Source organism: Hallella multisaccharivorax DSM 17128, from assembly GCF_000218235.1.
Taxonomy (GTDB): Bacteria; Bacteroidota; Bacteroidia; order Bacteroidales; family Bacteroidaceae; genus Prevotella; species Prevotella multisaccharivorax.
This window is the reverse complement of record NZ_GL945017.1, coordinates 1,449,641-1,475,684: the sequence shown is the minus strand read 5'-3', so window position 1 is coordinate 1,475,684 and position 26,044 is coordinate 1,449,641. Positions and strand designations below refer to the sequence as shown.

The 26,044-nt window shown below is 45.9% G+C and carries 22 protein-coding genes; 6 read left to right on the top strand and 16 right to left on the bottom strand.

Going from position 1 to position 26,044, the window contains the following annotated elements; all coding sequences use genetic code 11:
- Positions 1-12 precede the first annotated feature (12 nt).
- Positions 13-756 (top strand): YebC/PmpR family DNA-binding transcriptional regulator, encoded by a 744-nt coding sequence (locus PREMU_RS06405; RefSeq protein WP_007574019.1) that lies wholly within the window; start codon positions 13-15, stop codon positions 754-756.
- A gap of 63 nt (positions 757-819) precedes the next feature.
- Here PREMU_RS06405 and truA read toward each other — a convergent pair whose 3' ends face one another.
- The 6 genes from truA to PREMU_RS06370 form a co-directional block, all read right to left on the bottom strand.
- Positions 820-1,608 carry a tRNA pseudouridine(38-40) synthase TruA gene (gene truA / locus PREMU_RS15330; RefSeq protein ID WP_050796461.1) on the bottom strand — a complete coding sequence of 263 codons (789 nt, stop codon included), beginning with the start codon at positions 1,606-1,608 and terminating at the stop codon, positions 820-822.
- Between the two features lie 773 nt (positions 1,609-2,381).
- The gene (locus PREMU_RS06390; protein WP_007574017.1) at positions 2,382-4,349 is read right to left on the bottom strand and encodes a YgiQ family radical SAM protein; all 1,968 of its coding nucleotides are present in this window, start codon (positions 4,347-4,349) and stop codon (positions 2,382-2,384) included.
- Positions 4,350-4,354: 5 nt separating this feature from the next.
- Positions 4,355-4,693, bottom strand: a complete 339-nt coding sequence (locus PREMU_RS06385; RefSeq protein WP_007574016.1) for a hypothetical protein — start codon at positions 4,691-4,693, stop codon at positions 4,355-4,357.
- Between the two features lie 100 nt (positions 4,694-4,793).
- Positions 4,794-7,763, bottom strand: a complete 2,970-nt coding sequence (locus PREMU_RS06380; RefSeq protein ID WP_040558705.1) for a golvesin C-terminal-like domain-containing protein — start codon at positions 7,761-7,763, stop codon at positions 4,794-4,796.
- A 50-nt stretch (positions 7,764-7,813) separates the two neighbouring features.
- Positions 7,814-8,368, bottom strand: a complete 555-nt coding sequence (locus PREMU_RS06375; protein WP_007574014.1) for a 1-acyl-sn-glycerol-3-phosphate acyltransferase — start codon at positions 8,366-8,368, stop codon at positions 7,814-7,816.
- Between the two features lie 10 nt (positions 8,369-8,378).
- Complete coding sequence (locus PREMU_RS06370; RefSeq protein ID WP_007574013.1) at positions 8,379-8,651, bottom strand: hypothetical protein; 273 nt, start codon at positions 8,649-8,651, stop codon at positions 8,379-8,381.
- 185 nt (positions 8,652-8,836) lie between these two features.
- Here PREMU_RS06370 and PREMU_RS06365 point away from each other — a divergent pair, with 185 nt between their 5' ends.
- Both PREMU_RS06365 and PREMU_RS06360 read left to right on the top strand, forming a co-directional pair.
- Positions 8,837-10,486 carry a diphosphate--fructose-6-phosphate 1-phosphotransferase gene (locus PREMU_RS06365; RefSeq protein WP_007574011.1) on the top strand — a complete coding sequence of 550 codons (1,650 nt, stop codon included), beginning with the start codon at positions 8,837-8,839 and terminating at the stop codon, positions 10,484-10,486.
- Between the two features lie 8 nt (positions 10,487-10,494).
- Positions 10,495-11,370: a glycoside hydrolase family 25 protein gene (locus PREMU_RS06360; RefSeq protein WP_007574009.1), complete on the top strand. Its 876-nt coding sequence runs from the start codon at positions 10,495-10,497 to the stop codon at positions 11,368-11,370.
- A gap of 19 nt (positions 11,371-11,389) precedes the next feature.
- Here the strand turns inward: PREMU_RS06360 and hisB are convergent, their stop codons facing one another.
- The 5 genes from hisB to PREMU_RS06335 form a co-directional block, all read right to left on the bottom strand.
- Positions 11,390-12,463: a bifunctional histidinol-phosphatase/imidazoleglycerol-phosphate dehydratase HisB gene (gene hisB, locus PREMU_RS06355; RefSeq protein ID WP_007574007.1), complete on the bottom strand. Its 1,074-nt coding sequence runs from the start codon at positions 12,461-12,463 to the stop codon at positions 11,390-11,392.
- Positions 12,464-12,490: 27 nt separating this feature from the next.
- Positions 12,491-13,120: a hypothetical protein gene (locus PREMU_RS14115; protein ID WP_156803972.1), complete on the bottom strand. Its 630-nt coding sequence runs from the start codon at positions 13,118-13,120 to the stop codon at positions 12,491-12,493.
- 328 nt (positions 13,121-13,448) lie between these two features.
- On the bottom strand, positions 13,449-14,216 hold the full coding sequence (locus PREMU_RS06345) for a radical SAM protein (RefSeq protein ID WP_007574005.1): 768 nt from the start codon (positions 14,214-14,216) through the stop codon (positions 13,449-13,451).
- A gap of 121 nt (positions 14,217-14,337) precedes the next feature.
- The gene (locus PREMU_RS06340; protein WP_007574004.1) at positions 14,338-15,714 is read right to left on the bottom strand and encodes an LUD domain-containing protein; all 1,377 of its coding nucleotides are present in this window, start codon (positions 15,712-15,714) and stop codon (positions 14,338-14,340) included.
- Positions 15,711-16,451, bottom strand: coding sequence for a (Fe-S)-binding protein (locus PREMU_RS06335; RefSeq protein ID WP_007574003.1), 741 nt, complete (start codon positions 16,449-16,451; stop codon positions 15,711-15,713). Before PREMU_RS06335 ends, PREMU_RS06340 begins: the two co-directional genes overlap by 4 nt.
- 145 nt (positions 16,452-16,596) lie before the next feature.
- On the opposite strand from PREMU_RS06335, the gene PREMU_RS06330 reads away from it, so the two are divergent.
- Together PREMU_RS06330 and PREMU_RS06325 are read left to right on the top strand one after the other, a co-directional pair.
- Positions 16,597-18,588 (top strand): DNA topoisomerase 3, encoded by a 1,992-nt coding sequence (locus tag PREMU_RS06330; protein ID WP_007574002.1) that lies wholly within the window; start codon positions 16,597-16,599, stop codon positions 18,586-18,588.
- A gap of 184 nt (positions 18,589-18,772) precedes the next feature.
- Positions 18,773-19,159, top strand: a complete 387-nt coding sequence (locus tag PREMU_RS06325) for a fluoride efflux transporter FluC (protein ID WP_007574001.1) — start codon at positions 18,773-18,775, stop codon at positions 19,157-19,159.
- 10 nt (positions 19,160-19,169) lie between these two features.
- On the opposite strand, the gene PREMU_RS06320 is transcribed toward PREMU_RS06325, so the two are convergent.
- From PREMU_RS06320 to PREMU_RS06300, 5 genes are read right to left on the bottom strand one after another with little or no spacing between them, the layout of a single operon-like run.
- Positions 19,170-20,453, bottom strand: a complete 1,284-nt coding sequence (locus PREMU_RS06320) for an ABC transporter permease (protein ID WP_007574000.1) — start codon at positions 20,451-20,453, stop codon at positions 19,170-19,172.
- A gap of 3 nt (positions 20,454-20,456) precedes the next feature.
- Entirely contained in the window at positions 20,457-21,575 is a 1,119-nt protein-coding gene (locus PREMU_RS06315) for an ABC transporter permease (protein ID WP_050796459.1), read from the bottom strand.
- A gap of 56 nt (positions 21,576-21,631) precedes the next feature.
- The gene (locus PREMU_RS06310) at positions 21,632-22,621 is read right to left on the bottom strand and encodes an HlyD family secretion protein (RefSeq protein WP_007573998.1); all 990 of its coding nucleotides are present in this window, start codon (positions 22,619-22,621) and stop codon (positions 21,632-21,634) included.
- 55 nt (positions 22,622-22,676) lie between these two features.
- A complete protein-coding gene (locus PREMU_RS06305; protein ID WP_007573997.1) occupies positions 22,677-24,206 on the bottom strand; it encodes a TolC family protein in 1,530 nt (509 codons plus the stop codon).
- Between the two features lie 31 nt (positions 24,207-24,237).
- Positions 24,238-25,110: a hypothetical protein gene (locus PREMU_RS06300; RefSeq protein WP_007573995.1), complete on the bottom strand. Its 873-nt coding sequence runs from the start codon at positions 25,108-25,110 to the stop codon at positions 24,238-24,240.
- A gap of 204 nt (positions 25,111-25,314) precedes the next feature.
- Between PREMU_RS06300 and PREMU_RS06295 the strand changes: the two genes are divergently transcribed.
- Positions 25,315-26,025, top strand: a complete 711-nt coding sequence (locus PREMU_RS06295) for a peptidylprolyl isomerase (protein ID WP_007573992.1) — start codon at positions 25,315-25,317, stop codon at positions 26,023-26,025.
- Positions 26,026-26,044: the final 19 nt, after the last annotated feature.

The following is a 26,044-nucleotide window of genomic DNA, read 5'->3' as shown; positions in this document are numbered from 1 at the left end:
TGAACCAAACCAATGGGAAGAGCATTTGAATATCGTAAAGCTACAAAGCTGAAGAGGTGGGGTCATATGGCCCGTACATTTACGAAATTAGGTAAAGAGATTGCCATCGCTGTGAAAGCAGGTGGTCCAGAGCCTGAGAATAATCCGCGCCTGCGTGCTATCATCGCCACCTGCAAGCGCGAGAATATGCCGAAGGATAATATCCAGCGTGCCATCAAAAACGCTATGGGGAAGGACCAGAGCGAATATAAGGAGGTGACTTATGAAGGATATGGCCCTCACGGAGTGGCTATCCTCGTTGACACGCTAACCGATAATACAACACGCACAGTTGCAGATGTGAGATCAGTATTCAACAAGTTTAGTGGAAACCTCGGCACGACAGGATCATTATCTTTTCTTTTTGACCACAAGGCAGTATTCTCTTTCAAACCGAAGGCGGATACGGCGATGGACGAGCTGATCCTCGACTTGATTGACTATGGTGTCGAGGATGAGTATGATACCGATGAGGAGTCGGGTGAAGTAACGATCTATGGTGAGCCGACAAGTTTTGGTGATATTCAGAAGTATCTTGAGGACAATGGCTATGAGATCACTTCCGCTGAGTTTACTTATATCCCGAATGACCTTACGGATATCCCCGCTGACCAGCGCGAAACCATCGAGAAGATGGTTGAGAAGCTTGATGATTTTGATGACGTGCAGAATGTCTACACCAATCTCAAGCCTTCAGAAGACACTACTGAAGAATAACTCTTCTAAATAAAAATCGAGTAGGAGATAAGCAATCAGTGTTTACCTCCTACTTGATTTTTCTTAATATTCTATCTCCCAAAGGAAGAGCCCTTTAGCGGGCATAGACTCACCGGAGTCTGATCGGCTGCCATGGGCCACTACATCGGCGAAGTCTTCAAGGTTGATACGGTGACGCCCTACATCAAAAAGGGTACCGACAACAGCTCGAACCATATTTCTTAAGAATCGGTCTGCACTGATTTCAAAATACCACTCACTTGGTGATGTCTGAATCCACTGGGCACGGGTGACGTGGCAGGTCGTAGTTCGGCTGTCGTTGTCAGCTTTGCAAAAGGCTTTAAAGTCTGTGGTCTTCACTAACAGCTCTGCCGCATGATTCATCAGAGGGAAGTCGAGCTGATAATGAGTCTCCACCGAGAAATGGCGGTTGAAGGGATTCTTGTCGATGTGGATGAAATAACGGTAAGTACGCCGTGTAGCAGAAAAGCGCGCATGAAGCGTAGAAGGCACAGGAATGAGACGCTGGCAGGCAATATCCTTTGGGAGCAGTTGGTTGAGCCTGTAAATCATCTGTTTATCGTCGTACCCAGCCACATCGTCAAAGTGGCAGACCATGGTTTTCGCATGTACGCCAGCATCTGTCCTTCCCGCACCGGTCACTTCTATTTTATGCCGCAGTATTTTGGAGAGAGCATTTTGTAACTGCTCTTGTACGGATACCCCATTGGGTTGTATCTGCCATCCATGATACCCCGTGCCGTCGAAGCTCAACGTAAGGAAATAGCGTTGCTCATCAGCCGGAGAGAAGCGGACATAAGCACGGTCGTCAAAAGATACATTGCCTGTCATAAGCCCTTTGGTGGCCTTAAACGAGTGAATGTTGAAAGGATCTTCTTTCAGTTGTTTTCTTAGCTTCCGTTCACTCTTTTCCAAGGTCCTGCAGAGAAAAGGATAGCCATCAGTGGCCAATATGATATTCTTCCCTGCTTCTGAACCGTTGACATCAATCACTTTTATGCCATTCCTATAAATGGGATAGCCGTCAATGACGGCATAAGTTATGTTCTCTCCGTCCATAGACGAGATGAGGGCAGGAAGCACGGCATCGCGCGCATAATCGTGGACAATGTGTCCGTTGGAAATCATGTCAGGGTGGCTTGTGACCTGCGTTGCGAAGATCTCGGCACGCTCAGCTGCAATCTCAGCTTCTGACGGTTTACTGTTTGTGAACAGTTCGCCATCGACCATGCACTGACAGTCTCCAATCATCCAGATTTCCTTCCGATGATGACTGTAGATAACCGCAGAAGCACATAACCGGTCAATCGGGGCAATGGACCTTTGGAGAGAGGAATCAAGGACCCCGCTCTTTTCATAAATAGCATGAATAGTGGCGGTGATGCCTTCGCAAAATTGAGCAAGACTGATTGTTGCAGACATTTGTTGAATATAATGAGCGACGGCTAACATACAATATCTGCCATTGCTCATATTGGGATCCATCCGCTTGAGACCTTTACTTGTGCTCCCGTCGATGACTGCCACGAAATCCTTGTTGATTACGATTCCGTCTTCACAACTCTCTGCATCATGCTTACCTTGAATAAACTGCTCTGCGATAATCATCTTCTTTTCTTATTCTCTGGGTAGAAATTAGAATTGAAAGAGGTGTGTTTCTTTCTCTTTGGAATGTCCGGCGAACTACCAACCGCTTTGCTATCATACTTCACGCGTCCTTGATGGGGGCGTCCGTCATAGAGTTTGTTGATGAGATCAGGTCTTCCAATACGACGTAGCTCTCGCTCGATAGCCTGCCTCTCCTCGGGCTTATACCAGAAGAAAAACATGCGTTGCGCCAATTTCTCCTTTTGCGTCTTCGCACAGAAGACAGACTCCAACGTGTAGGGATCATAACCTGTATAGAAAGCGGTGGTAGAGACTGTCATCGGAGTCGGTGTAAAATCCTGAACCTGCTCCAAATGGAAGTCAAGCCCTTTTGTGATCACTGCAAGTTCCGCCATGTCCTCCTCCCTGCATGCAGGGTGAGAGCTGATAAAGTAAGGAATGATTTGCTGATGCAATCCTGCTTCCTTATTTATCTTGTCAAACAACTGTTTAAAGTCATAAAAGAGTTTGAACGACGGCTTTCTCATGAACTTGAGTACACGGTCCGATGTATTTTCCGGAGCCACTTTCAGCCGTCCACTAACATGCTTTATAATCAGCTCTCGCGCGTATTGTATTGCAGCCTTATTTGATTTTTCGTCTCTCGACTTGTGCAAAATAAGGTCGTAGCGCACACCGCTACCCACAAAACTTTTCTTTACTCCAGGCAGAGCATCAACGGCATGGTAGATCTCTAATAGTTTGGAATGGTCCGTGAAAAGATTAGGGCATACTTCAGGGTTGACACACGATGGACGCCGACAATACTCGCAGGCCTTCAGATTGCGCCCATGCATGCCATACATATTGGCAGACGGGCCACCTAAATCTGAAATATAACCTTTAAAGTCGGGCATAGCAATGATTTTCTTTGCTTCTTTGAGGATGCTTTCTTTGGAACGGCATACTACAAACTTGCCTTGATGAGCGGAGATCGTACAGAAGGCACACCCACCAAAACACCCTCGGTGCATGTTGATGGAGAACTTGATCATCTCATACGCCGGTATGGTCTTGCCTCTGTATTTGGGATGTGGCAGCCTCGTATATGGCAAATCAAAGGCAGCATCCAACTCTTCGGTTGTTAAAGGCGGATACATAGGGTTTTGCACGACATATTCGTTTCCAACCTTCTGTAGCATGCGCTGACCGTGCATGCGGTTGCACTCTTCCTCAATATGCCGGAAATTCTCCGCATGTGCCTTTTTGTCCCGCAGACATTCCTCATAAGAATGAAGCATAATATCATCTTCATGAATGCCTCCAGGAATCTCATCTTCTTTGCGCATAAAGGATGTTTGTGGGATGTCGCCAATCTCACAAATCTTTTTCCCGGCTGCCATCTCATTACAGAGTGCCACCGTGTTTTTTTCACCCATACCATATAGCAAGAAATCGGCCCCGCTAAGACAGAGAATTGGCTTGAGTAGTTTGTCTTGCCAATAGTCGTAATGTGTGAAACGCCTCATAGAAGCTTCAATGCCACCCAGCACCACTGGGATATCTGGAAAGAGCTGCTTGAGGATTTTAGTATAGACAACACTTGGATAATCGGGCCGCATATCGTGGCGCGAGTCTGGACTGTAGGCATCGTCATGACGCATACGGCGATTGGCAGTATAGCGATTGACCATACTGTCCATATTACCTGGCGATATGGCGAAAAAAAGTCTTGGTCGCCCAAGTTTCTTGAAGTCGCGATAATCGCCATGCCAGTCAGGCTGAGGTACAATAGCCACCTTATAACCGGCAGCCTCCATGATACGACCAATAACTGCAGCTCCAAAAGCCGGATGGTCTACATAAGCATCACCTGAAAAGATGATGACATCAAGCTGTATCCAACCTCGAAGCTCGCACTCTTTCTTCGTTGTCGGAAGGAAATCAGTAAGTATGGGTTGGGAATGTGGGTATGGATGCTGCATCATAATTAGTCGGTCACTTCGCCTGGATCATCGTTTTCTCTGGCTTTGGGTTGGATGGAATTCTTCCACTTAATGTAAAGCAGTACGAGCTCATGCAAACCAAATGCCTTCATATTGTTGTTGTAAACCACATCAAGGCACAGGTCGAGAAGGTCACGGTCAGATCCGGCTGTACCTTCCAGTAGCGAACGGACATTAAACTTGAGTTTGTCAAGCACCGCCTCGTCAATGATGCCATTGCTGTCGATAAGATTGCGAAGAAGAGAATATTTATCGATAGTTGCAAGGTGCTTCTCTGTTACTTCGATGCTTCTCGTTCCGGATGGATTGGCTTGAATTTTCATAGTATTTGAAGTTAATCGTTATTTGTAAATGAAGTTATTATTATCGGATGATGGAAGAGTAATTCTCAATTTCGGATAGCCTGGTAGTTTCGCTTTACCACTAATTACGAAAAAGGAAAGCAAGGATTCCTTTCATGATGACTGCACGAATTGGCTTATCCATGATACTTTCGAAAGGGAATCCCATCACGAAAGTTCGCGAGACTTGTCTTGATGCCCTTGATGTCTGATGTCCATCAAAAGCAACGGCAGCTGGACTGCCATCACCGTATTGCATTGCGCAGAAAGCATCAGAGGTAGGGGAGAGCTTATCCGCAAACTGCACACAATAGTGGTCAGCATTGGGTGTCTTATATATATGTAAGTTATCCAGCCCAAGTCCATTGATATCTTGAATAGTGTCTGTCTTAATAGTCCCACTCCAACTGACGTGCAGGGTCTGACTGAGCCATTGACTGTTATCAGATCGAGGCTTTGTGGTACCTTCCTCGTCATCCATTGAAGGAAGAATGCAATTATCTGATCCGATGTAGGCGCCACTGACAAGCAACTTTCCACCCTTTGCAGTATATTCCGTCAACTTTTGCATCATCTCTGGTGGGAATGTCTTGTAATATCGTGTCTGATTTGGAGTAAACTTTTCTAAACCTAAGATGAGATCGACAGCATCGTAATTGTTGAGATTGACAATACCTGTCTCAACAGCTTTAGACGAACAACTAACTACATTATATTGGTGGGCAGAAGCGATAGCTTCACAATGATCAATGATATAGTTAAAATCATTGCCAGCAACAAAGTGCCCGGCAAGCTCGTTTCCACTGTAGCCAAGACCGGAACTCGTTTCTTTGCCCATCTGCGTCATGTCAAATGAATATTGCTTGCTGCTCCATCCTGCTGTCAGCCCATAAGAAACACCTATGTCTGAATCCAAATCGAATCCCTGTTGTTTTCCATCATTAATAACGGCGGGTGCTGACAATCGATGGAAACCGTTGATGACCAATATCGTTTTTAAGGCTTTTGGCTCATATACGGCCGATACTGTCTCTGATGGGAAGCTCTCCCCGCCTCGGTTTCCTGCCGTGACTTTAAAATGATAGGGAATGCCGGGCTCAAGATCTATATGAAAGGTAGTACGATTGGTTTTAACACCATTATCAAAGCCACCATTACCTACTGCCGTATACACAATAAAGTATGTAGGGGTTGCAGTGGACTCCTGTGAGTCTTTTTGAGGAGACCAACTTAATGTGGCTTGGTCGCCTTTGAGGCTGATGGCCACATTCAGAGGCTGTAAAGGCTCAATAACAGTAGGATGACCATGCATGCCGTTAATAAAACGCGCTATGGTTTTGTAGAGCGAACGAGCAAAGTCAAACTTGAAATTGGGATCTTGTCCCAATAGCATATCTGGGAAATTCTGATGCGACATTGTCTCGATAATAGCAGAAGGAAAACCAGGGAGACGTGTCTCAGAATAGTTACGATCCCACAAATACCTTTTTGGCCATACGTCATATTTATTACTCAAATCTCTGACGGCGTTATTGAGAAGATTACCGGCAAATATCTTTGAAGCTTGCCGTGTGACACCACTTGCGAGTTGCCCATCATTGAAGTCGGTGGTGCAAATGGCCAGACTGCCCCAACGTGTTTTTCCATCTGAAGCATAGCCTGCATCACTGTGGACAGCGAGAGATAGTTCAATAGGAACACCTTTACCATCTTGCACGGGGTTATATACGGAGCCTCCCGACAACCAGTTAGACATCAAAGAGCGCGTATTGATGTCGTCTGAGTAATCATCTAACCCCTTCTTTCCTCCATAAATATCATAAGGAGCTCCAGCCCATTGCGCTGCGTATCTTGCACCCTCCAGCGTACGTGGATATCCGCTTATAGAGCCGCCCCTCTCAATATTTCCCATTCCACCGCCAAAGCGTACAGCATCCGCTGTAACGATGCCTTTAGTATGACTTTGGTTGGTCAACATGACACAGTTGTCAATACTGCTCCCTGCATCGAATGTAAATGTTCCAAGGTAGACCCAGGTACTTCCACCCATACGCTGATTAACTCTGAACTCTGTTGCGATCCCCTGATGAAACACGGTGTAATGGGCATCATCAATACTGTTGTCAAGTGTCGTGTAACTTACATAAACAGCATAGTTGCCACGCTTAATGAAATAAGGTTGCCATTTAATAAACGCTTTACCTGCTTTCTTTGTAGTTTTTATTTGTTTTGAGGAACCTGCAGCAAAAGGGTTCTCATTATCTTGATACGGACCATTGTGCGCTGCGAAACCTTGCTGTTGGGTCGACTCCCATTTGTTTATCCTGGAATATTCGCTGTAGCATGAGTTGGAAGTATTAAGTCCTCCATCCGGATCAACAATATATTCCATCTCCTGCCAGTCTCGTTCCCGTGGAGTGAAGACAACGGCTCCTGCATTTTGAAGCATAGGAATGAGATACGGGATAACAATAGTCTGCGTAAAGAGATCCTCTGTAGTACAGAAAAGGAAGGGACGTTGCCATTTCCACAGTTTGTGCTCGTTGTCGTAATATCTGCCATGAGAAGCCCATAATGAGATATGTCGCCCTCGCAAACCTTTGGAAGTATTAGCAGGAGAAGATATGTTAGCAGCCCATGGAGCGCCTTTATAATCAAGAGCTCCCCATAGATTCCAACTTTCATTTGGACTTAGCTTTGAGTCAGGAACATATTGCTCAAGCTGAATTCCATTAATGAATATACTGATCTTGAATTTATTAAGTGGCCGAGGGAGGACCTTCTGCACTCTATTATAGACTTTCCTCACGAGACTTGAGGTGAAGTCTTGTTGCGCAAAACTACTGGAGGCCGTAATGGTAACAGATTGACTATTGGTGTCAATAAATAGTTTTTCAAGTCTGGGTGGCTGAGACATACTTTCAATATGGGGATAAGTTGCAAAATACGCGTCCATCGCGTTTTTGGCCCTTGCCTCCAGGCTCGTCTTTTGTGCCTGCAAACCTTCTAAAGACAGAAAGAAACAGGTGCATATAGCAATAAAGTATCTCATTCGCTCACGAATTCTTGAGTCCAGCAGCTCATAGTTAAAAATTATTTTAGTCACACCTCACCAATTGTAAATTTCTCGGGGTGCTTTCCCTTGAAATCCTTGAAATAGAGTTTTACATCTTTCATTTCCCTATCAATGTCTCCGGTCGGGATGAAGCTCTTGGTACATTGAATGAGCTTCTTTTCGTAATCGATCCCATACAGAAGAATGGGGATGTTAGCCTTAAGAGCTATATAGTAAAAGCCATGTTTCCAGTCCGGATTAATTGATCTTGTGCCTTCTGGTGTGATACACAGACGAAACGCATCGTGCGAGCGCGCCTCTTCTGTCAAAAGATCTGTCAGGCTTGAATGCCTCGACCTGATGACAGGAATACCACCCAATCTGGTGAAAAGTGGATTCAATGGCCCGCAAAACCACTCTTTCTTCATTAAAAAGTTTATCTTGATTCCTTGAGAATACATATAGAGTACTCCCAGCACAAAATCCCAATTGCTGGTGTGTGGAGCAAGAGCAATGATAAACTTTTCTGGAAAGCCTACAGTGACATTGAGCTTCCATCCAAATAGTTTGAATAGAAGCCAACTGCAAATCTTTTTTATCATGCTAAGAATGTTAACCTAAATTATTGATTCTATCGATGATTTCCGACATGCTATTATTAAAGTCCTTAATGAGGGTCTTGAAATATTTATTGGGTGCCAAGCCTGGCTCAGGGTGTGAGACACGCTTAATAAAGTCATCGCGTGTAAGGATGATAGAAGCCAGAAGGTTATCTCCTGCCTCTTTATTGGTCTTGTCATTGTAAATCACAGCAGCCATTGTCTCTGCGAAAAGCTCACTGGTTATGTAATTAATAGTGCGCTTTAGATATCTTTTATTTGCCATAATTGAAAAGGTGGTGATTAATGTACTTTTATCAAGCCCAAAGATAGATAAAAAAAACGTAACCACAATGCGATGGGCTCTAAAAAAGATAAAAATAATGTTTTATTGCCTATTTCTTTTCTTATCTCATCAGAAAACGTTACTTTTGCAACATAGATTCATTCATTACATTCAATTTCAAATCAATGAAAACAAGTCTTTTGCAGAAAGCACGTGCACAGTACCAACCCAAACTCCCCAAGGGACTGCAGAGTGCCGTTAAAGTCAAGGAAGGCGAGCCTACTCAGAGTGTAGGAGACCAGGAGAAAATCAAGAAGCTTTTCCCCAATACGTATGGGATGCCGTTGATAGAGTTCGTGCCTGGTGACAAGAAAGCTAAAAATGAAATGAACGTCGGTATTATTCTTTCTGGCGGACAAGCTCCTGGCGGACACAACGTTATCTGCGGTATCTTTGATGCCGTAAGAAAGATGAATTCCAACAACAAAGTCTATGGGTTCTTGATGGGTCCGGGCGGACTTGTTGACCATAACTATATGGAGCTGACAGAGGACTTCGTGGATCAATACCGTAACACGGGCGGCTTTGATATGATTGGCTCAGGCCGTACCAAGTTGGAGAAGGAAGATCAGTTCGAAAAAGGATTGGAGATCATTCGCCAGCTTAACATCAAGGCTATCGTCATTATTGGTGGAGATGATTCCAATACGAATGCATGCGTTCTGGCCGAGTACTATGCAGCCAAGAACTATGGCGTTCAGGTCATTGGCTGTCCCAAGACCATTGATGGTGACCTCAAGAATGACCAGATTGAGACCAGCTTTGGTTTCGATACAGCTACCAAGGTCTATTCAGAGCTTATCGGTAACATTGAGCGTGATGCCAACTCTGCCCGTAAGTACTGGCACTTTATCAAGCTCATGGGACGCTCAGCATCACATATCGCTTTGGAATGTGCTCTTCAGACACAACCCAATATCTGTCTCATCTCAGAGGAAATCCAAGCAAAGGACATGACTCTCAATCAGATAATAGAACAAATTGCCTCTGCGGTTGCAAAACGTGCAGAAGACGGAAACAACTTTGGCGTGGTCCTTATACCTGAGGGTCTCATTGAGTTTATTCCTGCTATTGGTCGCTTAATAGATGAGCTCAACGACCTGCTTGCTGCTCATGGCAATGACTATAAGAATTTGGATAAGGACGCTCAGCGTGAATATATTCTTGCTCATCTCAGCAAGAAAAACGCAGAGACCTTCTCTACACTTCCTGAAGGTGTCGCCCGTCAGCTTTCCCTTGATCGTGATCCTCATGGAAACGTTCAGGTATCGCTTATTGAGACTGAAAAGCTGATCTCAGATATGGTTGGTACCAAGCTTGATGAATGGAAGAAGGCAGGCAAATACAATGGTAAGTTCGCCGCACAACACCATTTCTTTGGCTATGAGGGCCGCTGTGCGGCTCCTTCCAACTTTGATGCAGACTATTGCTATGCGCTTGGTGTGAGTGCTGCCAACCTGATTGCCAATGGTAAAACAGGCTATATGGCCATTGTTAAGAATCTGTCCGCTCCAACAGACGAGTGGAAGGCGGGTGGCGTGCCTATCACTATGATGATGAACATGGAACGCCGCAATGGTGAGATGAAGCCGGTGATCCGTAAGGCTCTTGTTGAGCTTAATGGAGCTCCATTCCAGGCCTTCGAAGCACATCGTGACGAATGGGCAAACAAGACCTGCTTTGTTTATCCAGGTCCTATCCAGTATTGGGGACCTGCAGAGGTTTGTGATCGTGATACCAGGACCCTATCTTTGGAAAATAAGACTAAGAAATAAGAGTATTAATGCGTAAAAAGAAGCCAGTACGTAGGCGAGCTGTATCTTCTCGACAGGTTCATAGAAGAGGCGGCTATCACCGGCACGGACTGGCTTCTCTTCAGTTTATCAAGAAGAAATACGGTAAGGCCTGGATTTTCGGCGGCATTACGGTGACAGTCCTCTATATATGGGCTTTTTGGTATTTCTTCGTAGGCCCCACTGGATTTCGGTGGCGTGCTTTTTATGGTGATGTCAAGTACCCAGAAGGATATGAGATACATGGGATTGACATTTCAAGGTATCAGGGGAAAATTGATTGGGACAGATTACGTTCCAATGCTCTGATAGACGGTTGTCCACTCCGGTTCATTATTATCAAGGCGACAGAAGGCTCTTCGAAGGTCGATCCTAATTTCAATGATAACTTTTATCAAGCACGCGAATATGGCTTTGTGCGGGGAGCATACCATTTCTGGAGTACGAAATCTCCGGCTCGGTCTCAGGCATATTTCTTCTTGAAAGAGGTACACCTTAAAGATGGGGATCTGCCACCAGTACTTGACATTGAGCATAAGCCCTCCGATCAAAGTATAGAAGATTTCCAAACCGATGTGCTTTCATGGCTCCACATTGTTGAAGACAAATATCATGTTAAGCCAATTATCTACACCTATCATAATTTCAAGGAAAAATATCTGTCAGATCCTGTCTTTGATGACTATCCTTATTGGATTGCTCACTATTATGTTGATAAAGTAGAGTATAAAGGCAAATGGAAATTCTGGCAACACACTGATACAGGTGTGCTGCCAGGAATCAATGGGCATGTTGACCTGAATATCTACAATGGCTCTTATTATGATTTATTACAATTGACTATTGGCCACGATGAGGAAGAATAGCTTCAAAGGAAGATTTCCCTTACAACATACCCTTTGATGAGGGTAAGTAAAAGTGATTGATGTCCCGTCTGACTGCCATTTTCAAACTATGTGCCAATGCCTTAAAGATACCTTCAATCTTATGATGTTCATTGGTCCCTTCAGCCTTGATATTAAGATTCATCTTCGCAGCATCACTCAGGCTCTTGAAGAAATGAAAGAACATCTCGGTGGGCATTTCTCCTATCTTCTCTCGTTTGAACTCTGCATCCCATACGAGCCATGGACGGCCACCAAAGTCCAATGCAATCCGGCAAAGGCAATCGTCCATTGGAAGACAAAAGCCATACCGTTCGATACCGCGCTTGTCTCCAAGCGCTTTAAGAATGCATTCGCCTAAAGCAAGTCCGGTGTCTTCTATGGTATGGTGCTCGTCCACATACAAATCACCTTTTGTGTGAACAGTGATGTCAATCATTCCATGATGGCCTATCTGCTCCAGCATGTGGTCAAAGAAACCGATCCCCGTAGAAACATCACTTTTCCCAGAGCCGTCAAGATTAAGTCGCACATAAACATCCGTTTCTTTTGTCGTTCTGCGAATTTCTGCAATGCGTTCGCCAGCAAATAGAATCTCTGCAATTTTGTCCCATGTCATGCCGTCCTTTCTTAGGATAAGTGACTTACACCCCATATTATTCGCAAGTTGCGCGTCGCTCTCCCTGTCTCCGATAACATAGCTATGAGCCATGTCGACAGCCGCATCTTTTATATATTTCTCCACCATTCCCGTTTCTGGCTTACGCATAGGCGAACCGTCTCTTGGGAAGTGACGGTCGATAAGGATATCGTCAAAAGCGATGCCTTCACCCTTCAGGGTTTCAATGACAAAATTTTGAACTGGCCAGAAATGTTCCTCGGGGAATGCTGAAGTCCCCAAGCCATCTTGATTGGATACCATAACAAGCTTAAAGTCGAGATGACGCTGAATGAAGCTTAAGTTGCGGAAGACAGAAGGCACAAACCTCAGCTTGGCAAAACTATCTATTTGCTCATCGAGAGGCTCCTCTATAAGGGTTCCGTCACGGTCAATAAAAAGGTATCGCTGTTTCATGTACAAAGGGCTATTGTTCTTTCCTTATTATCTTACTTCCTCGAAATCTACGTTATCCACCTGGAGAATCTTCGTCTCCTTTTGTTTTTTTCTTGCTTTCTCCTTTTCCTCTATACAGCCATAGGCATAATAGTATGAGAATAGCATCCAAGGCCTGACGAAGAGAGATAAAAACATACTGCCTGTACCGATGATAAAGGCGAGGATGCCAAGAGCTCCGGGCAATCCAGACGGATCACCTATTGCGATGCCACTGTCATTGAGAAAGTAGCAGAGAAAAATAATGCAGAGTGGCAGATAGAAGAACATGTTGAAAACCATGGCAATAAGTTCTGTCAGCAACACAATGAGAAAAAGGAATCCCCAATGACGAAAACCAACAATATATGGTCGCTTAAATATGGAAGCCACTTTTCTATCAGGCTCGATGCAATATTTCATACTGGAGAAGACAAGAGGCAGAAACGCCACTATGATCACAATAGTGAAAAGAGCAGAACTGAGCAGCAACTTCATGTTGGCATTCTTTAATTGCTCAGGTCCCTTAATGCTTGAATAATTAGCATAGATGCCCAACCCTGAAAGCACACAAACGACTACCGCAACACCTATCAGCAATAGAAAAAGCCGTGCTATACGTGGAAGGTTTACCTTCATGCTTTTTCCATTGAGTAAGCTGACAATAATTGAGACGATCCAAATACTGACAGCTATAGACGCAATGTAAAATACAAACGAAAATAAGGATGTCCCCCAAGAAATACTCAGATTTGAAGGGGATGACATATTCGGATGAGACAGTTCTATCATCATGACAGAGGAAAGAAGCAGGGACATCACAAGCACAGGCAACCATAACCTACGGAAGATAGTCCTGAAATTAGTTCTGTATAGGTCGAGGGCATCTTTAAGGCAACTGCCCAAACTGCGGTTATGAAACAGCTCTGAATCCATATGCTAAGGTTTATGATTGTACATCTTATTATTAATATGACGCGGTACAGGAAATCCCTGCATCGATGACAAGAGCCTTGATGCGGTCAAGCTCCTCGTGCGAGGCTTTGAGCAACTTTCGGTCTGGTGTCTCACGGTCAATCGTATAGACCATTACTTCCTGTGGCTTGATAGCTTTAACAGCCTCCAGCCATGGTAAAACATATTCGTCGCCGGTATTGTCTGTGCCGTCACCCTTCATGAACATGGTCTGGATGATGATATGACCATTGAACCACTTCATGTTCTCTATGATTTTATGCACGTCGTAGGTAGGCTGAGTAGGACGATCCACCCTTCGGATGTATTCGGCATTGACAGTGTCAAGCTTTAGAATGTTATTGTCCACCTTCATCAATGCCTGTCTTACCTTCTCACGTCCAATAAATGTAGAATTACTAAGTACACTGATTTTTGCCTGTGGACACCACTTGTCACGTAAGCGGACAGTATCATCAATGATTTCAGGGAAATAAGGGTTTCCCGTAGGCTCACCATTACCCGCGAAGGTGAGCACGTCAGGATGCTCATTGTTATTGTGCATCTTGATCAGTTGATATTCCAATGCCTCTGTAACGGCTTCACGAGTCGGATAGGCGCTGTGCGTGCGGCGGTCGGCATTAAAGCCACATTCACAATAGAGGCAATCAAACGTACAAATCTTACCATCTGCCGGCATAAGATTGATGCCAAGGCTCAAGCCTAAACGCCGACTGTGCACAGGACCATAAATAGGACTTGGATATATCACGGTACTCATAAAAATGTATTCGATTTACTTTTCTGCAAAGTTAAGGTGTTTCGTAGAATATCGATAATAAAAATCGCAAAAAGGTATCAATAAAGGCTTACATTCATTGAAATGCAAGCCTTCTTGTAGTCTATTTGCTTTTTTTCAATGTTTTCCATAATTGATGGAAGCTCTTCTCGGCGAACTCTGGTTTAGTGTGCCCTATTCCCCATGGATTGAGATTTGAGAAGTGGGTCATTGCGTCAGGAACATAATTGGCAAGTGGCGCAAACCATACAGCTGTATTATAGAGAGGAGGATGGCTGAACAGCAGGCTCATGCCTTCCGACATTGCTTTTTTGAGCTTATCAGCTTTGCCTAAGTTGTCAAGCTGTTGCCGCCACAGATAGATTTGTGAGCCTGGCGCAACCTCTGCAGGACACACGTTGTCGCAGCTCATGCAAAGCGAGCACGCGGAGACATTGTCGGAATACCGCCGTGGATTATTGAGCATGCCAAGGTCTATACCAATGGGACCGGGGATAAAATAAGTGTAACTTGCACCTGTGGAGCGGCGGTAGACAGGACAAGTGTTCATACAGGCGCCGCAGCGGATACATTTAAGTGTCTGCCAGTGTTCTGGATCGGCGAGGGCGTCACTTCTCCATCCATCGAGCAGCACGACATGCATTTCGCCTCCCGGACGTGCCTGACGGAAATGGGATGTAAAGGATGTGGTAGGCTGTCCCGTGCCACAACGGCATAGTAATCGCTGGAAGACGGCAAGTGAGTCATAGTCAGGCACCAGTTTCTCAATGCCCATGGTGACAATGTGCAACTTTGGCATTGAGGTGGTCATGTCTGCGTTACCCTCATTAGTGCATACCACGATGTCGCCTGTTTTCGCCACACCGAAGTTACATCCAGTGAGGCCAGCTTGTGCTTCATCAAACTCGTGGCGAAGGCTCTTACGTGCGCAGTAAGTGAGATAAGTCGGATCTGTGTTGCCCTTGTCTGCGCTGATGCCTTTCTCCTCGAAACATACCGCCACCTCCTCTTTGGTGATGTGGCAGGCTGGCACAACGATATGGGCCGGTTTGCGGTCCATCAGCTGAAGTATGCGCTCGCCAAGGTCGGTTTCCACAACATCAATGCCATGGCTTAAAAGGTAGTTATTGAGACCGCATTCCTCGGTGAGCATTGACTTCGACTTCACCATCTTTTTGACTTTATGGCTGTCAAGGATGCCGTAGACAGTCTCATTAAGTTCCTGTGCATCTTTAGCCCAATGCACGATGACCCCACGACTTTCCAACTGGGCAGTAAACGCCTCAAGATAGTCTGCGAGGTGGGTGATGGTATGCCGCTTGATTTGTGAAGCATGGTCACGCAATTGTTCCCACTCAGGCAAGCTATGCATCATGTTGTCGTGCCCTTGGCGGATGCCCCAGAAGGTTTGGTCGTGGCGCGTTACCTTGTCACGGCTTTTCAGTATTTCTTTTGCTCTTCTTGAATGCTCTGTACTCATAGTCCTGCTGCTAAAATTTCTGCTACGTGAATAAACTTGATATTCTTGTGCTCTTTTCTGGCTATGCCCTGCATGTGCATCAGGCAGGAAGAATCGGGGCCGGTGATGTATTCAGCTCCCGTAGCCATATGCCGCATGATCTTGTCCTCACCCATACGGATAGAGACATCGGGTTCCTCGACAGCAAACATACCTCCGAAGCCGCAGCATTCATCTTTCCGCTCCGGCTCAAAGACCTTAATGCCATCCTTAAGCTGCAGCAAGTCGATGATCTTATTATAAGAAGGGATATTCCTCTCCGAGGGTGCTGACAGTCCCAACTCGCGCACACCATGACAACTGTTGTGCACACTGACAGCATGTGGAAAGGCACCTGGCAGCTCCTTGACTTTAAGGATATCATGAAGAAACTCCACAATGTCTACGGTCCTTCCAGCCACAGTACAGGGATGGTTATCGCCCTTCAGCAAGCGTGGATAGTAAAAACGTACGTAAGCAGCACACGATGCTGACGGCGCGACAACATAATCGAAACCCTTGAACAGTGTCTCAAACTTGTCAGCGAGGGGTATCGCCATATTCTCGAAGCCCGCATTGCCCATCGGCTGTCCACAGCAGGTTTGCTTTTCCGGGTAGTCAATGTCGAGGCCGAAATGCTTTAACAACTTATATGTTGCCATGCCAACCTCTGGATAGAGAGCATCTACATAGCAAGGTATGAAAAGACCAACTTTCATAAATATACATGTGTTTCTTTTGCCAACAAAGTTACAAAAAATGTCAATATGAGGGCACTATTTCGCGATGTTTTTCTCAAAAATCGTTTTTTGTGCAATTTTGCCCGATAAATTGGGTAACTTTGCACAAAAGGAGACATCAAGCATGATAGTTTGCATAGCGGAAAAACCCAGTGTGGCACGTGACATAGCTCGCATCCTTGGTGCCACGTCGGCACGCGATGGCTACATGGAAGGCAACGGCTACCAGGTGACCTGGACGTTTGGCCATCTGTGTGAATTGAAGGAGCCTAACGATTATGAACAGAATTGGCGCTACTGGACGCTGGCTGCTCTGCCGATGGTGCCTCGCCGCTTCGGCTTAAAACTTATCCCTGACCGTGGAATTGAGAAACAGTTTCAGACGATAGCCTCGCTTTATGCAAGCGCTGACGAGATTATCAATTGTGGCGATGCTGGGCAGGAAGGAGAGTTGATACAGCGTTGGGTCATGCAGATGGCCCACGTCAAGTGTCCCGTCAAACGGCTGTGGATATCGTCGATGACGGATGAAGCCATCCGTGAGGGTTTTGCTAATCTCAAGGAGGAGAAGCAATATGAGCGGCTCTATCTCGCGGGACTAAGCCGTGCTATAGGCGACTGGCTTCTCGGAATGAACTGTACACGCCTCTATACACTTATGTATCGGCAGCAGCGAGGACAGGTGCTCTCAATTGGCAGGGTGCAAACCCCAACATTGGCACTGCTCGTCAAGCGACAGAAGGAAATAGACAACTTCAAACCGGAACCATATTGGATGCTTTCCACCATCTATCGCGACACGCTTTTTACAGCTACTTCGGGGAAGTTCACATCGAAAGAGGAAGGAGAGAAAGCCTTTACACTGATTGAGGGTAAGCCATTTGAAATTGTTTCCGTACAGAAGAAGCAAGGTCGGGAACCAGCTAAGCAGCTTTACGACCTCACATCGATGCAGGTGGACCTCAACCGCAAATACGGATTTTCAGCCGAAATGTCGCTTAACCTCATACAAAGCCTTTATGAGAAGAAGCTGACTACTTATCCGCGTGTAGACACCCAGTATCTTTCCGACGACATCTATCCCAAATGTCCTGCTATCCTTAATGGTGTAAGCCAATATGCCGTGACAGGACACAAACCTTACCTGGGCATGATTAAAGATCTGGCAGCTCTTGGCAAGACGCTGCCGAAATCGAAGCGCGTGTTCGACACTTCGAAAGTGACTGACCACCATGCTATCATACCTACCGGGCAGGTACCTGTCGGGTTGACAGATGTGGAAAAGAAAGTCTACGACTTGATTGCCCGCCGGTTTATTGCCGTGTTTTATCCTGACTGCAAGTTCTCCACCACTTCGGTCACAGGAAAGGTAGGCAAGGTAGAGTTTAAGGCTTCCGGCAAGGAGATTCTGTCGCCAGGTTGGCGCGCAGTATATTCTAAGGAGGAGCAACGGGCAGATGAAGGAAAGAGCTCTGCTGACGACAAGCTATTGCCGACTTTTGTAAAAGGAGAGTCGGGTACACACAAACCCACTCTCGCTGAGAAAATGACAATGCCTCCAAAGCACTACACAGAGGCATCGCTGCTTCGCGCCATGGAGACGGCAGGAAAACTCGTAGACGATGAGGAGCTGTCGGCTGCTATGAAGGAAAACGGTATTGGGCGCCCTTCGTCACGCGCAGGCATCATAGAGACTCTCTTTAAACGGCACTATATCAGAAGGGAGAAAAAGAATCTTGTAGCTACGCCAACAGGTATTCAACTGATCGACACAATACATGAAAGGCTACTCACAAGTGTAGAGCTGACAGGCATTTGGGAGAAGAAGCTTCGAGAGATTGAGCAGGGTAAGTATGACGCCGCGACATTCATCAATGAATTAAAAGAACAGGTGGCGAGAATCGTGAACGATGTGCTGCACGATAACTCAGGCCGGAGTATTGTTCTGAGTGATGCCAAAGCTCCCAAGAGAGAGTCAGGGAGGGCGAAGACGTTGCAGAAAGTGAAAGCGGGCGACGTCTGTCCTAAATGTCAACAAGGGCATATTATCAAGGGGAAGACGGCTTATGGATGCTCCCGATGGAAAGAAGGTTGCGATTTCCGTGCACCGCTTTGATCATACTGCACTGCAATCATATTGCCTTTACGGCGTAATCGCATTGCCTTTACAGCGTAGACGCATTGCCTTTACACCGTAGACGCGTTGCCTTTACGGCGTAATCGCATTGCCTTTACGGCGTAGACGTAATGGCTTTCTGAACAGTAAAATGAGATGATGGGGCACTAATTAATAATCAAGAATGCATTTATTCAAGGATTTCTTAATCGTAGGACTTGGCAGTTTTCTCGGTGGAGGAAGCCGTTTCCTGTTTTCAAAACTTGCGGGTGTACTGTTTATCTCTACGTTTCCACTCGGTACTTTTTTCGTGAACCTGTTAGGTTGCTTTCTGATAGGTTTCTTCTCAGGTTTGTCCTCCGTGCGTCTCGCGCTGTCACCTCAGACAAAACTCTTCCTTACCACAGGATTCTGCGGGGGACTTACCACATTCTCTACGTTTATGAACGAGAGTCTCTCTCTGGCAAAAAACAGCAACAGCGTGCTCTATCTATATCTGATAGGAAGCTTTGCCCTCGGTCTCTTATTCGTTTGGGCAGGTGGAGCCCTTGCCAAGACGGTGACAGTGTAATGGACGCAAATTAAGCTGAGGGCAGGGCTGCAGACTCTGTATTCTGTGATGTTTCCCTATCTTTAGTCTCCTCCATTCGTTTCAGTCTTGCGCGGGCACGCTTATGTGAGAGGATTATCTGATAGCGATAGACAAGGCATGCCGTAAAGAAATAGACAAGGGCCTGTATCCATAGTGCTTGGTACTCTATCTGAATATCCGGCAATGTGGCGCCCATGGAGGAGATGCGCAGGAAGCCTCGTATGCCAAAAGTAGAAGGGAAAAAATATGAGAATACTTCCCAGAACCATGGAATATTTGTTTGAGGCCAACTGATGCCTGTCATAAAAAGCAGTGGCACAGACGTAAAGACAACGAGCAGCATCACATTCTCACGATAGCGAACAAAGCATGATAAGGTCATACCAAAGAAAATGACAGCAAGCAGATAGGGAATCATCAGACCGATGAGTGTCTGTGCGGTTACCAGCGAGACAAAGTGGAACATACGTGGCACGCAAAGCGTGATGTAAGTGCCCATGACCATGTAAAGTGCGAAATAGGCGGAGCTCTTGCCCAAAACGATACGGAAGATGCCGTTGTAATGTTTCTCTATCGGCACCAAGTTTTGAAATTTATTCTTTTCGCGCGCTGTACCTGCGGAAAGACCAATACCCAAAAGTAAAGTCTGCTGAAGGATAAGAATCAGTACGCCCGGAAGAATGGCGTTGCCATAACCGACAGGGGTATTGAAAATAGGAACCTCATCAAAGTCGAGAGGCTTTGCTGTTATCTCATCATCACGGTCGGTAAAGCCATTCCCCTTACTGATCTGAATGCCTGAACTCATTTTTAAGGCGACTGCTTGAGCTGTCTGATAGATAGCCTTATAGGTAAGCATCAGACTCATGTCACAGTAAACACTAACAGTGGCCTGCTCACCTCGTCCAAGACGTTCATCGAAGTCCTTTGGAAAGAAGAGAGTGCCATGAACCTGCTGCTTTCCCGTAAGTTCTTTGGCCTCATCGAGGGATGTACAATAGTAGGCAACCTTTGTGTCAGCGCTGCCATCGAACATCCGAATAAACTCGCGGGAAGAATGGCTATGACTCATATCAATAACGGCTACAGGAACATCCCGAACTACTTCATTATTATATATCCATGAATAGAGGAGAGGATAGAACAGGGGTACCAGCACGCAAAAAATGAGTAGACCCTCATCGCGAAACTCGTTCTTCACCTCTTCCACCATGATATAGCAGGTGTCACAGATGCCTTCGTGTATTCTAAAAAGGAGACCGTCTCTCTTCATGTCTTAGGGAATATATACGTAGAGGAGCATGGCTTTCTTGATATTCCGGATGGAAAATATCGGAAGGAAAGCAAAGATAAGCAACGCCATGAAGTTGAACCATGCATAACTCATCGGATAACCGTTGAAAATACACATCTGGTAGATCATGTAATAGTGGCGCAAAGGAAAGAGCTGTGCTAAAGACTGGATCATCGGGTCCATGGCGAAAACGGGGAATGTGGCTCCGCAGGTTGAGAAGCTGACTACTGACCACAGTGAGCATACGGACATGGACATTCGGAGAGAAGGCATGAGCCCAAAAATGAAAATGCCAAAGCATTGACAGGCAAAGACAGAGAGGAAGCCCAATAACAGGATGGGAACCACACCACCAGGATGAGGGAAGTTGAGCCCATAAAAAATATAAAACTCAAAGCACCACATCACCAATGTGAAAAAAATGGTTTGTGGCAGTATTTTTCCCGCAATGGCTATATGAATATTGTTGTTGGCCAGCTTCATCCATTGTTTGGAGCGATGAAATTTCAGCTCAGTGCCGATAGAGTAGGGGGTAAGCAGAAATACGAAAATCATCAAGACTCCAGGCACCATTGCAGTGCTGAGATAGACATTGTAGTTAGACCATGGATTACCTATCATGTGCAAGTCTATATTGATAGGCTGCAGGAAGGAGCTTATCTCCTTTGAGGTCTTGCCAAGCGCAGACAACTTTGCTGCACCGACGGCTGCAGATCCTAAGGTTGAAACCGTCTTTAGATCACGGAAAAGCAATGAGCCGGCCAAGAGCGTGACATTGCTATAGTAAAATGAGATTTTGGGCTGATCAGAGCTGAGTAGCTTATCAGTTGTGCCTTTAGGTATGAGCAGGAAGGCGTAGATCTTGTTTTTTTGAATGGCTTCGCGTGCGTCATTCATATTGGCGTAATGACCGACTACATCCGTTGTCTGGAAGCTGTCAAGTTGCCGGATAATAGATCGGCTCACATGAGTATTGTCCTGATCAACAACACCCACAGGCATTTCCACCGGTTCGCCGCCGTTCATCAGCGTCGTAAAGAACGTTACAACCATCAGTGGAAACACTATAGTGCAGAAGCCGAAGATGGGATTCCGCCACATAATGACCAACTCACGGACGAAAATGTGGTAAGTACGTTGTATGATTTCCGTCAGATTCACTTCTTTTTGACTATCAATGACATTCCAGGTCTCAGTCCTTCAAATGGGTTGATGGGACGTGCTTTGACTTCAAAAGTCTTGAGGTCATACTGACCATTGGTCTTTGTGGCTTTCCAAGCAGCATAAGAACCTTCATCTTTGATCTCGTAGACTTTCATCTTCAACGTCTTGTTGAATGCAGGCGAGAAGGCTGTAAAGGTATCACCGATCTTCAGACCATTAAGCTGATCCTCTCGGACATTGAAGGTGCCCCACATGTCCTGCATCATAGAAATGCTCATAATGGGAGAGCCCATGCCCACAAGTTCACCTTCTTTCGGATAGATATCGCTTATCTCGCCGTCGACAGCAGCCACTTGCACCGTCTCCTTAAGCACAGAACGCACTACGTCTACAGCATGTTTGGCAGCATTGGCTTGATTCTGCGAGATCTCTTTCTGTTTCTCTCTTGCGCCATTCTTTGCCATCTCATACTGGCTCTTCATGGCGTTCTCGTGTGCCTGCGCCACTTCCCATGCGGCCTTCGCCTCATCACGCTTCTGCTGACTCATTACTCCCTCAGTGAATAAGTTCTGCATGCGGTCATAAGTCTTCTTCGCTACGTCGGTTGCAGCTTGGGCTTGAATGACCAATTGATAAGCGCTTTGGATGGCTTCGCGGCGAGTACCTTCCTCGGTGAGATCGCTTAAAGCCTGCGTGGCAGCCTCTGTTGACTGTGCAACCTTTTCTTGAGCGTTTATTTCAGGAATCTCTAAGATGGCAAGAGTATCTCCTTTATGGACAAAATCACCTTCTTTGACACGTATCTCAACTACGCGCGCAGGCAGTTTGCAACTGACCCTGTATTCGCCGACTTCCACTTCTCCCTGGATGATTTCATCGGTCTTTCCTAATGTAAAGAAACCTATTATAGCTACGATGAATACGGCAATGGCAAATCCCAAAACCGCAAGCAATATGTTTTGATGCTGACTCTTTGCGCTCATTTCTAAGTGTTGTATTAACGTTATTACGTATTAAATAAACGTTTCTTGAAATATATTATTGCAAAATACCCAATGCTTTCTCAAGGTTTACTTGCGCGAGTTTCACCTCCACTTGTGCATCGATCTTTTGGCTTTGTGCCTTTTCCCAGGCTGTTTGTGCAGCGAGTACATCGGTTGACTCCATCACACCTTCCTTGAAACCGACTTGGGCACAGCGGAGGTTTTCTTCGGCACTTGCAATATTCTTCTCAGCCATAGCGAGGCGTTTGCGCGCTTCCTTCACCTTGAAACGGCTCTGGGTGATTTGGAGATTTATTTTCTCCTGTGCGTCGGCAAGCTCAAGGCGTGCCATCCCAGTGGCAGCCTCAGAAGCCCGCACTTTGTAGCGTGCCTCAAACCAATTCCAAACAGGCACTTGAAGCATCACCCCTACATTCCATACGCCAGAGAAAGTCTTTTGGAAACCATTGAAGACGTTGGGGTTGGCGATAGAGTAGCCTCCCGTAAGCGCCAGATGGGGCAGAAATGCAGACCGCACGAGTTTGGTGTTTTGTTCGCCCAATGCTACCGATTGCTGCAACAGCCTCACTTCCGGACGACTGCTGACATCTTTGTCAGGAGTATAATTCTCTGCGGTAACAGATTCATCAATGTCAATTTGGCTTTTGTTTTCATCAGCAAGCGTAATGTTGTCGTCCATCGGTAATCCGCACAGTTGGCAGAGAAGCATCTTTGAGAGTACCAGTCCATCATCGACCTGCGTGATCTGCATATCGGCCTCATTGACACGCACTTGTACTTTCAGTCCGTCAGCACGTGTTGCCACCCCTTGCCTGATCATCTTTTGCACGTCGTCATCGAGCTTCTTCACCAAGTCGCGGAAGCTATAGGCAAGCTTCTGCTTCTGTCTGAGAGAAACGACCATCCAATAGGCTTGGTCTATATTAAACAAGGTGGACTGATCCTTCAATGTAATATTGTCGTCAGCCATCTGTGTAGCAATGTCAGCCATACGGTTGGCAGCGGTGATGGCACCACCCATAAAGATTGGCTGGCGTACGAAAATGGAGCCAGCAAAAATATTGTGCGTGTCGGTACGAAAAGCATCTACAACTTTCTTACCGATGGTATTGCCGAGTCCTTCCACATATTGCGTGACAGGACCATTAGCAAACTGCTGCATCAGCCCACCGACCTGCTGAGCTTGTTGTGGCGTGATGAGCCCTTGCTTAACCATATTGGTAAGATGATTACCAATGTCAGCAGAAAGGTCACTATTGAGTTGGCTCACCCCTGTTGTGCCTATATTGCTCAGAGCATTCTTTTGGCCTTTACTCAACAAGCTGATTTCACGGCTAAAATATGAGTAACCCGCCATGGCGTCAACTTTTGGCAAGTACTGTGTCCTGGCCGATTTCCTCGCATACTCCGTCATTTCCCTGTTGATGCGCGACACTTGGAGCTGCTTGTTGTTTCTCAACGCCAAAGCGCGGCAACTGTCAAGCGTGAGCACCTGCTGAGCAATGGCTGGCGGAAAGTAGCCTGAGAAGCAGACAAAAAGTATGGCTATCGTTGATTTCCTCATTTCTATTAATATTTGTTTGACAGCAGTCCTTTCAATTGAATGAGAAGCTGCGGCTGCCAATCATATTGCCATCTGCAAAGACACTGACATTAAAAGTTCCTCCTTCAAGCGACTGGTCAATATCGAGGTAAAGGCTCATTGGGGTTTCATTGCCTGTATATTCCACTGAGCGTTTAGCGGAGCAGGTCAGCGAGCGGTTCTCATAGTTGAAGTTGCCTGCGCCACCAAGAAGTGCACCCGTAGGAGTCGTCACCCTAATATAGATTGTCTTCATGCCACTCTGTGCAGTTACATTACGTGCAATGGCAAAACTTACCATGAAGCGTTTAGCCTTTTTCAACTTGTCCGTACTCTTGCCCCGCTTGTTGAGTGCGGTCATTTGAATACCGGTGGCATCGAGTTGGGCAGCAATTGCTACTTTTTCCGACAGACTTGCCCTTTCAGTATTCAGCCCTTCAATCTGCCGGTTAGCCTCTGCATATTGTCCACGAATGCGGGAGTTCTCTGCTGTAAGGTGTTGATTGGCGCGGTTCAGTGAGTCAATCTGAATGACATAGCTTCGCAGCACCGCTCTGACAGTAGTGAGCTCTCTCCTCAGACGGGCTATTTCTCTGGCATCAGTACTTTTAGTGTTCCGGAGTTCAGACAGCAGACGTTGTGTCTTCTTCTGTTCTGCAGTGAGTTGAGCCACGATGGAGTCATTGTTGATCTGTGTCTTCATCTCGCTGTATTGGTTGGCAAACTGCTGATACTCATTCTCCATCTCTTTCTTGTCGAGGGCGGCAAGCTGCTCCATATCAGCATTTTCCTTACGCTGTTGATGCAGGCTATGGTAAAGTAATCCAATACCGCCTAAAAGCAGGACGATGGCGACAATCAATGGAATCAGAATTTTTTTATTCATCTTTTGTATAGTTCGTTTTTGAATAATCCGTTTTTAAAAGCCTAAGTAACACAAGTCCCAGACGATAATTACTGCAAAAGTAATCAATTTTTCTTATACCGCCATAACTTTATACTTACGTAAAACTTATTAATATTTAAATTAACTACTTTTGGGAATAAAAAGAGCAGTACTTTAATGAATAATTAGTAACTTTGGCATGCCATGAAAAAGTATATTCTGTTTTTTTTAGGCATGATTGCCCAGCTGTCCTATGCCGCTACTCAGGATTTCCTGGTTGTCAAAACCGATTCTTCAGCCGTGCGTCATCAGGTACTTCTGCAAACCACTATGGGTGACATCACTGTTGAGCTCTATAATGAGACTCCCCGCCACCGTGATAACTTCCTTAAATTGGTGCGACAGGGCTATTATGACGGCAATCTGTGGCACCGTGTCATCAGCGATTTCATGATCCAAACTGGCGATTCCACGACACGCCATTCCGTTGCAGGCTCAGCTGTGGGTGAGTATGATCCAGGCTATCGCATTCCCGCAGAGATTCATTTCCCCAAGTACTTTCATAAGCGTGGAGCGTTAGGAGCCGCGCGTGAGGGAGACGCTGAAAATCCCAAGCACGAGTCATCGGCGTCACAGTTTTACATTGTTTGGGGTTTCCCTTATGGTCCCAAAAGCATGGCAAAATTTCAGTCCAGACTTGACTCCGCAACTCATGGAACCGTGAAGTATCCACCCGAGATGTGTGATTATTACTGGTCTCATGGAGGCACTCCATGGTTAGACGGACAATACACTGTCTTCGGTGAGGTTGTGAAAGGACTGTCTGTTGTCGGCGACATTGATGCTGTGGCAACAGATGATCACGCACGCCCGTTGAAAGATGTGCGCATCATCAAGGCCATTGTCATTAAATAGCCTTATGTCAGCCTTATAG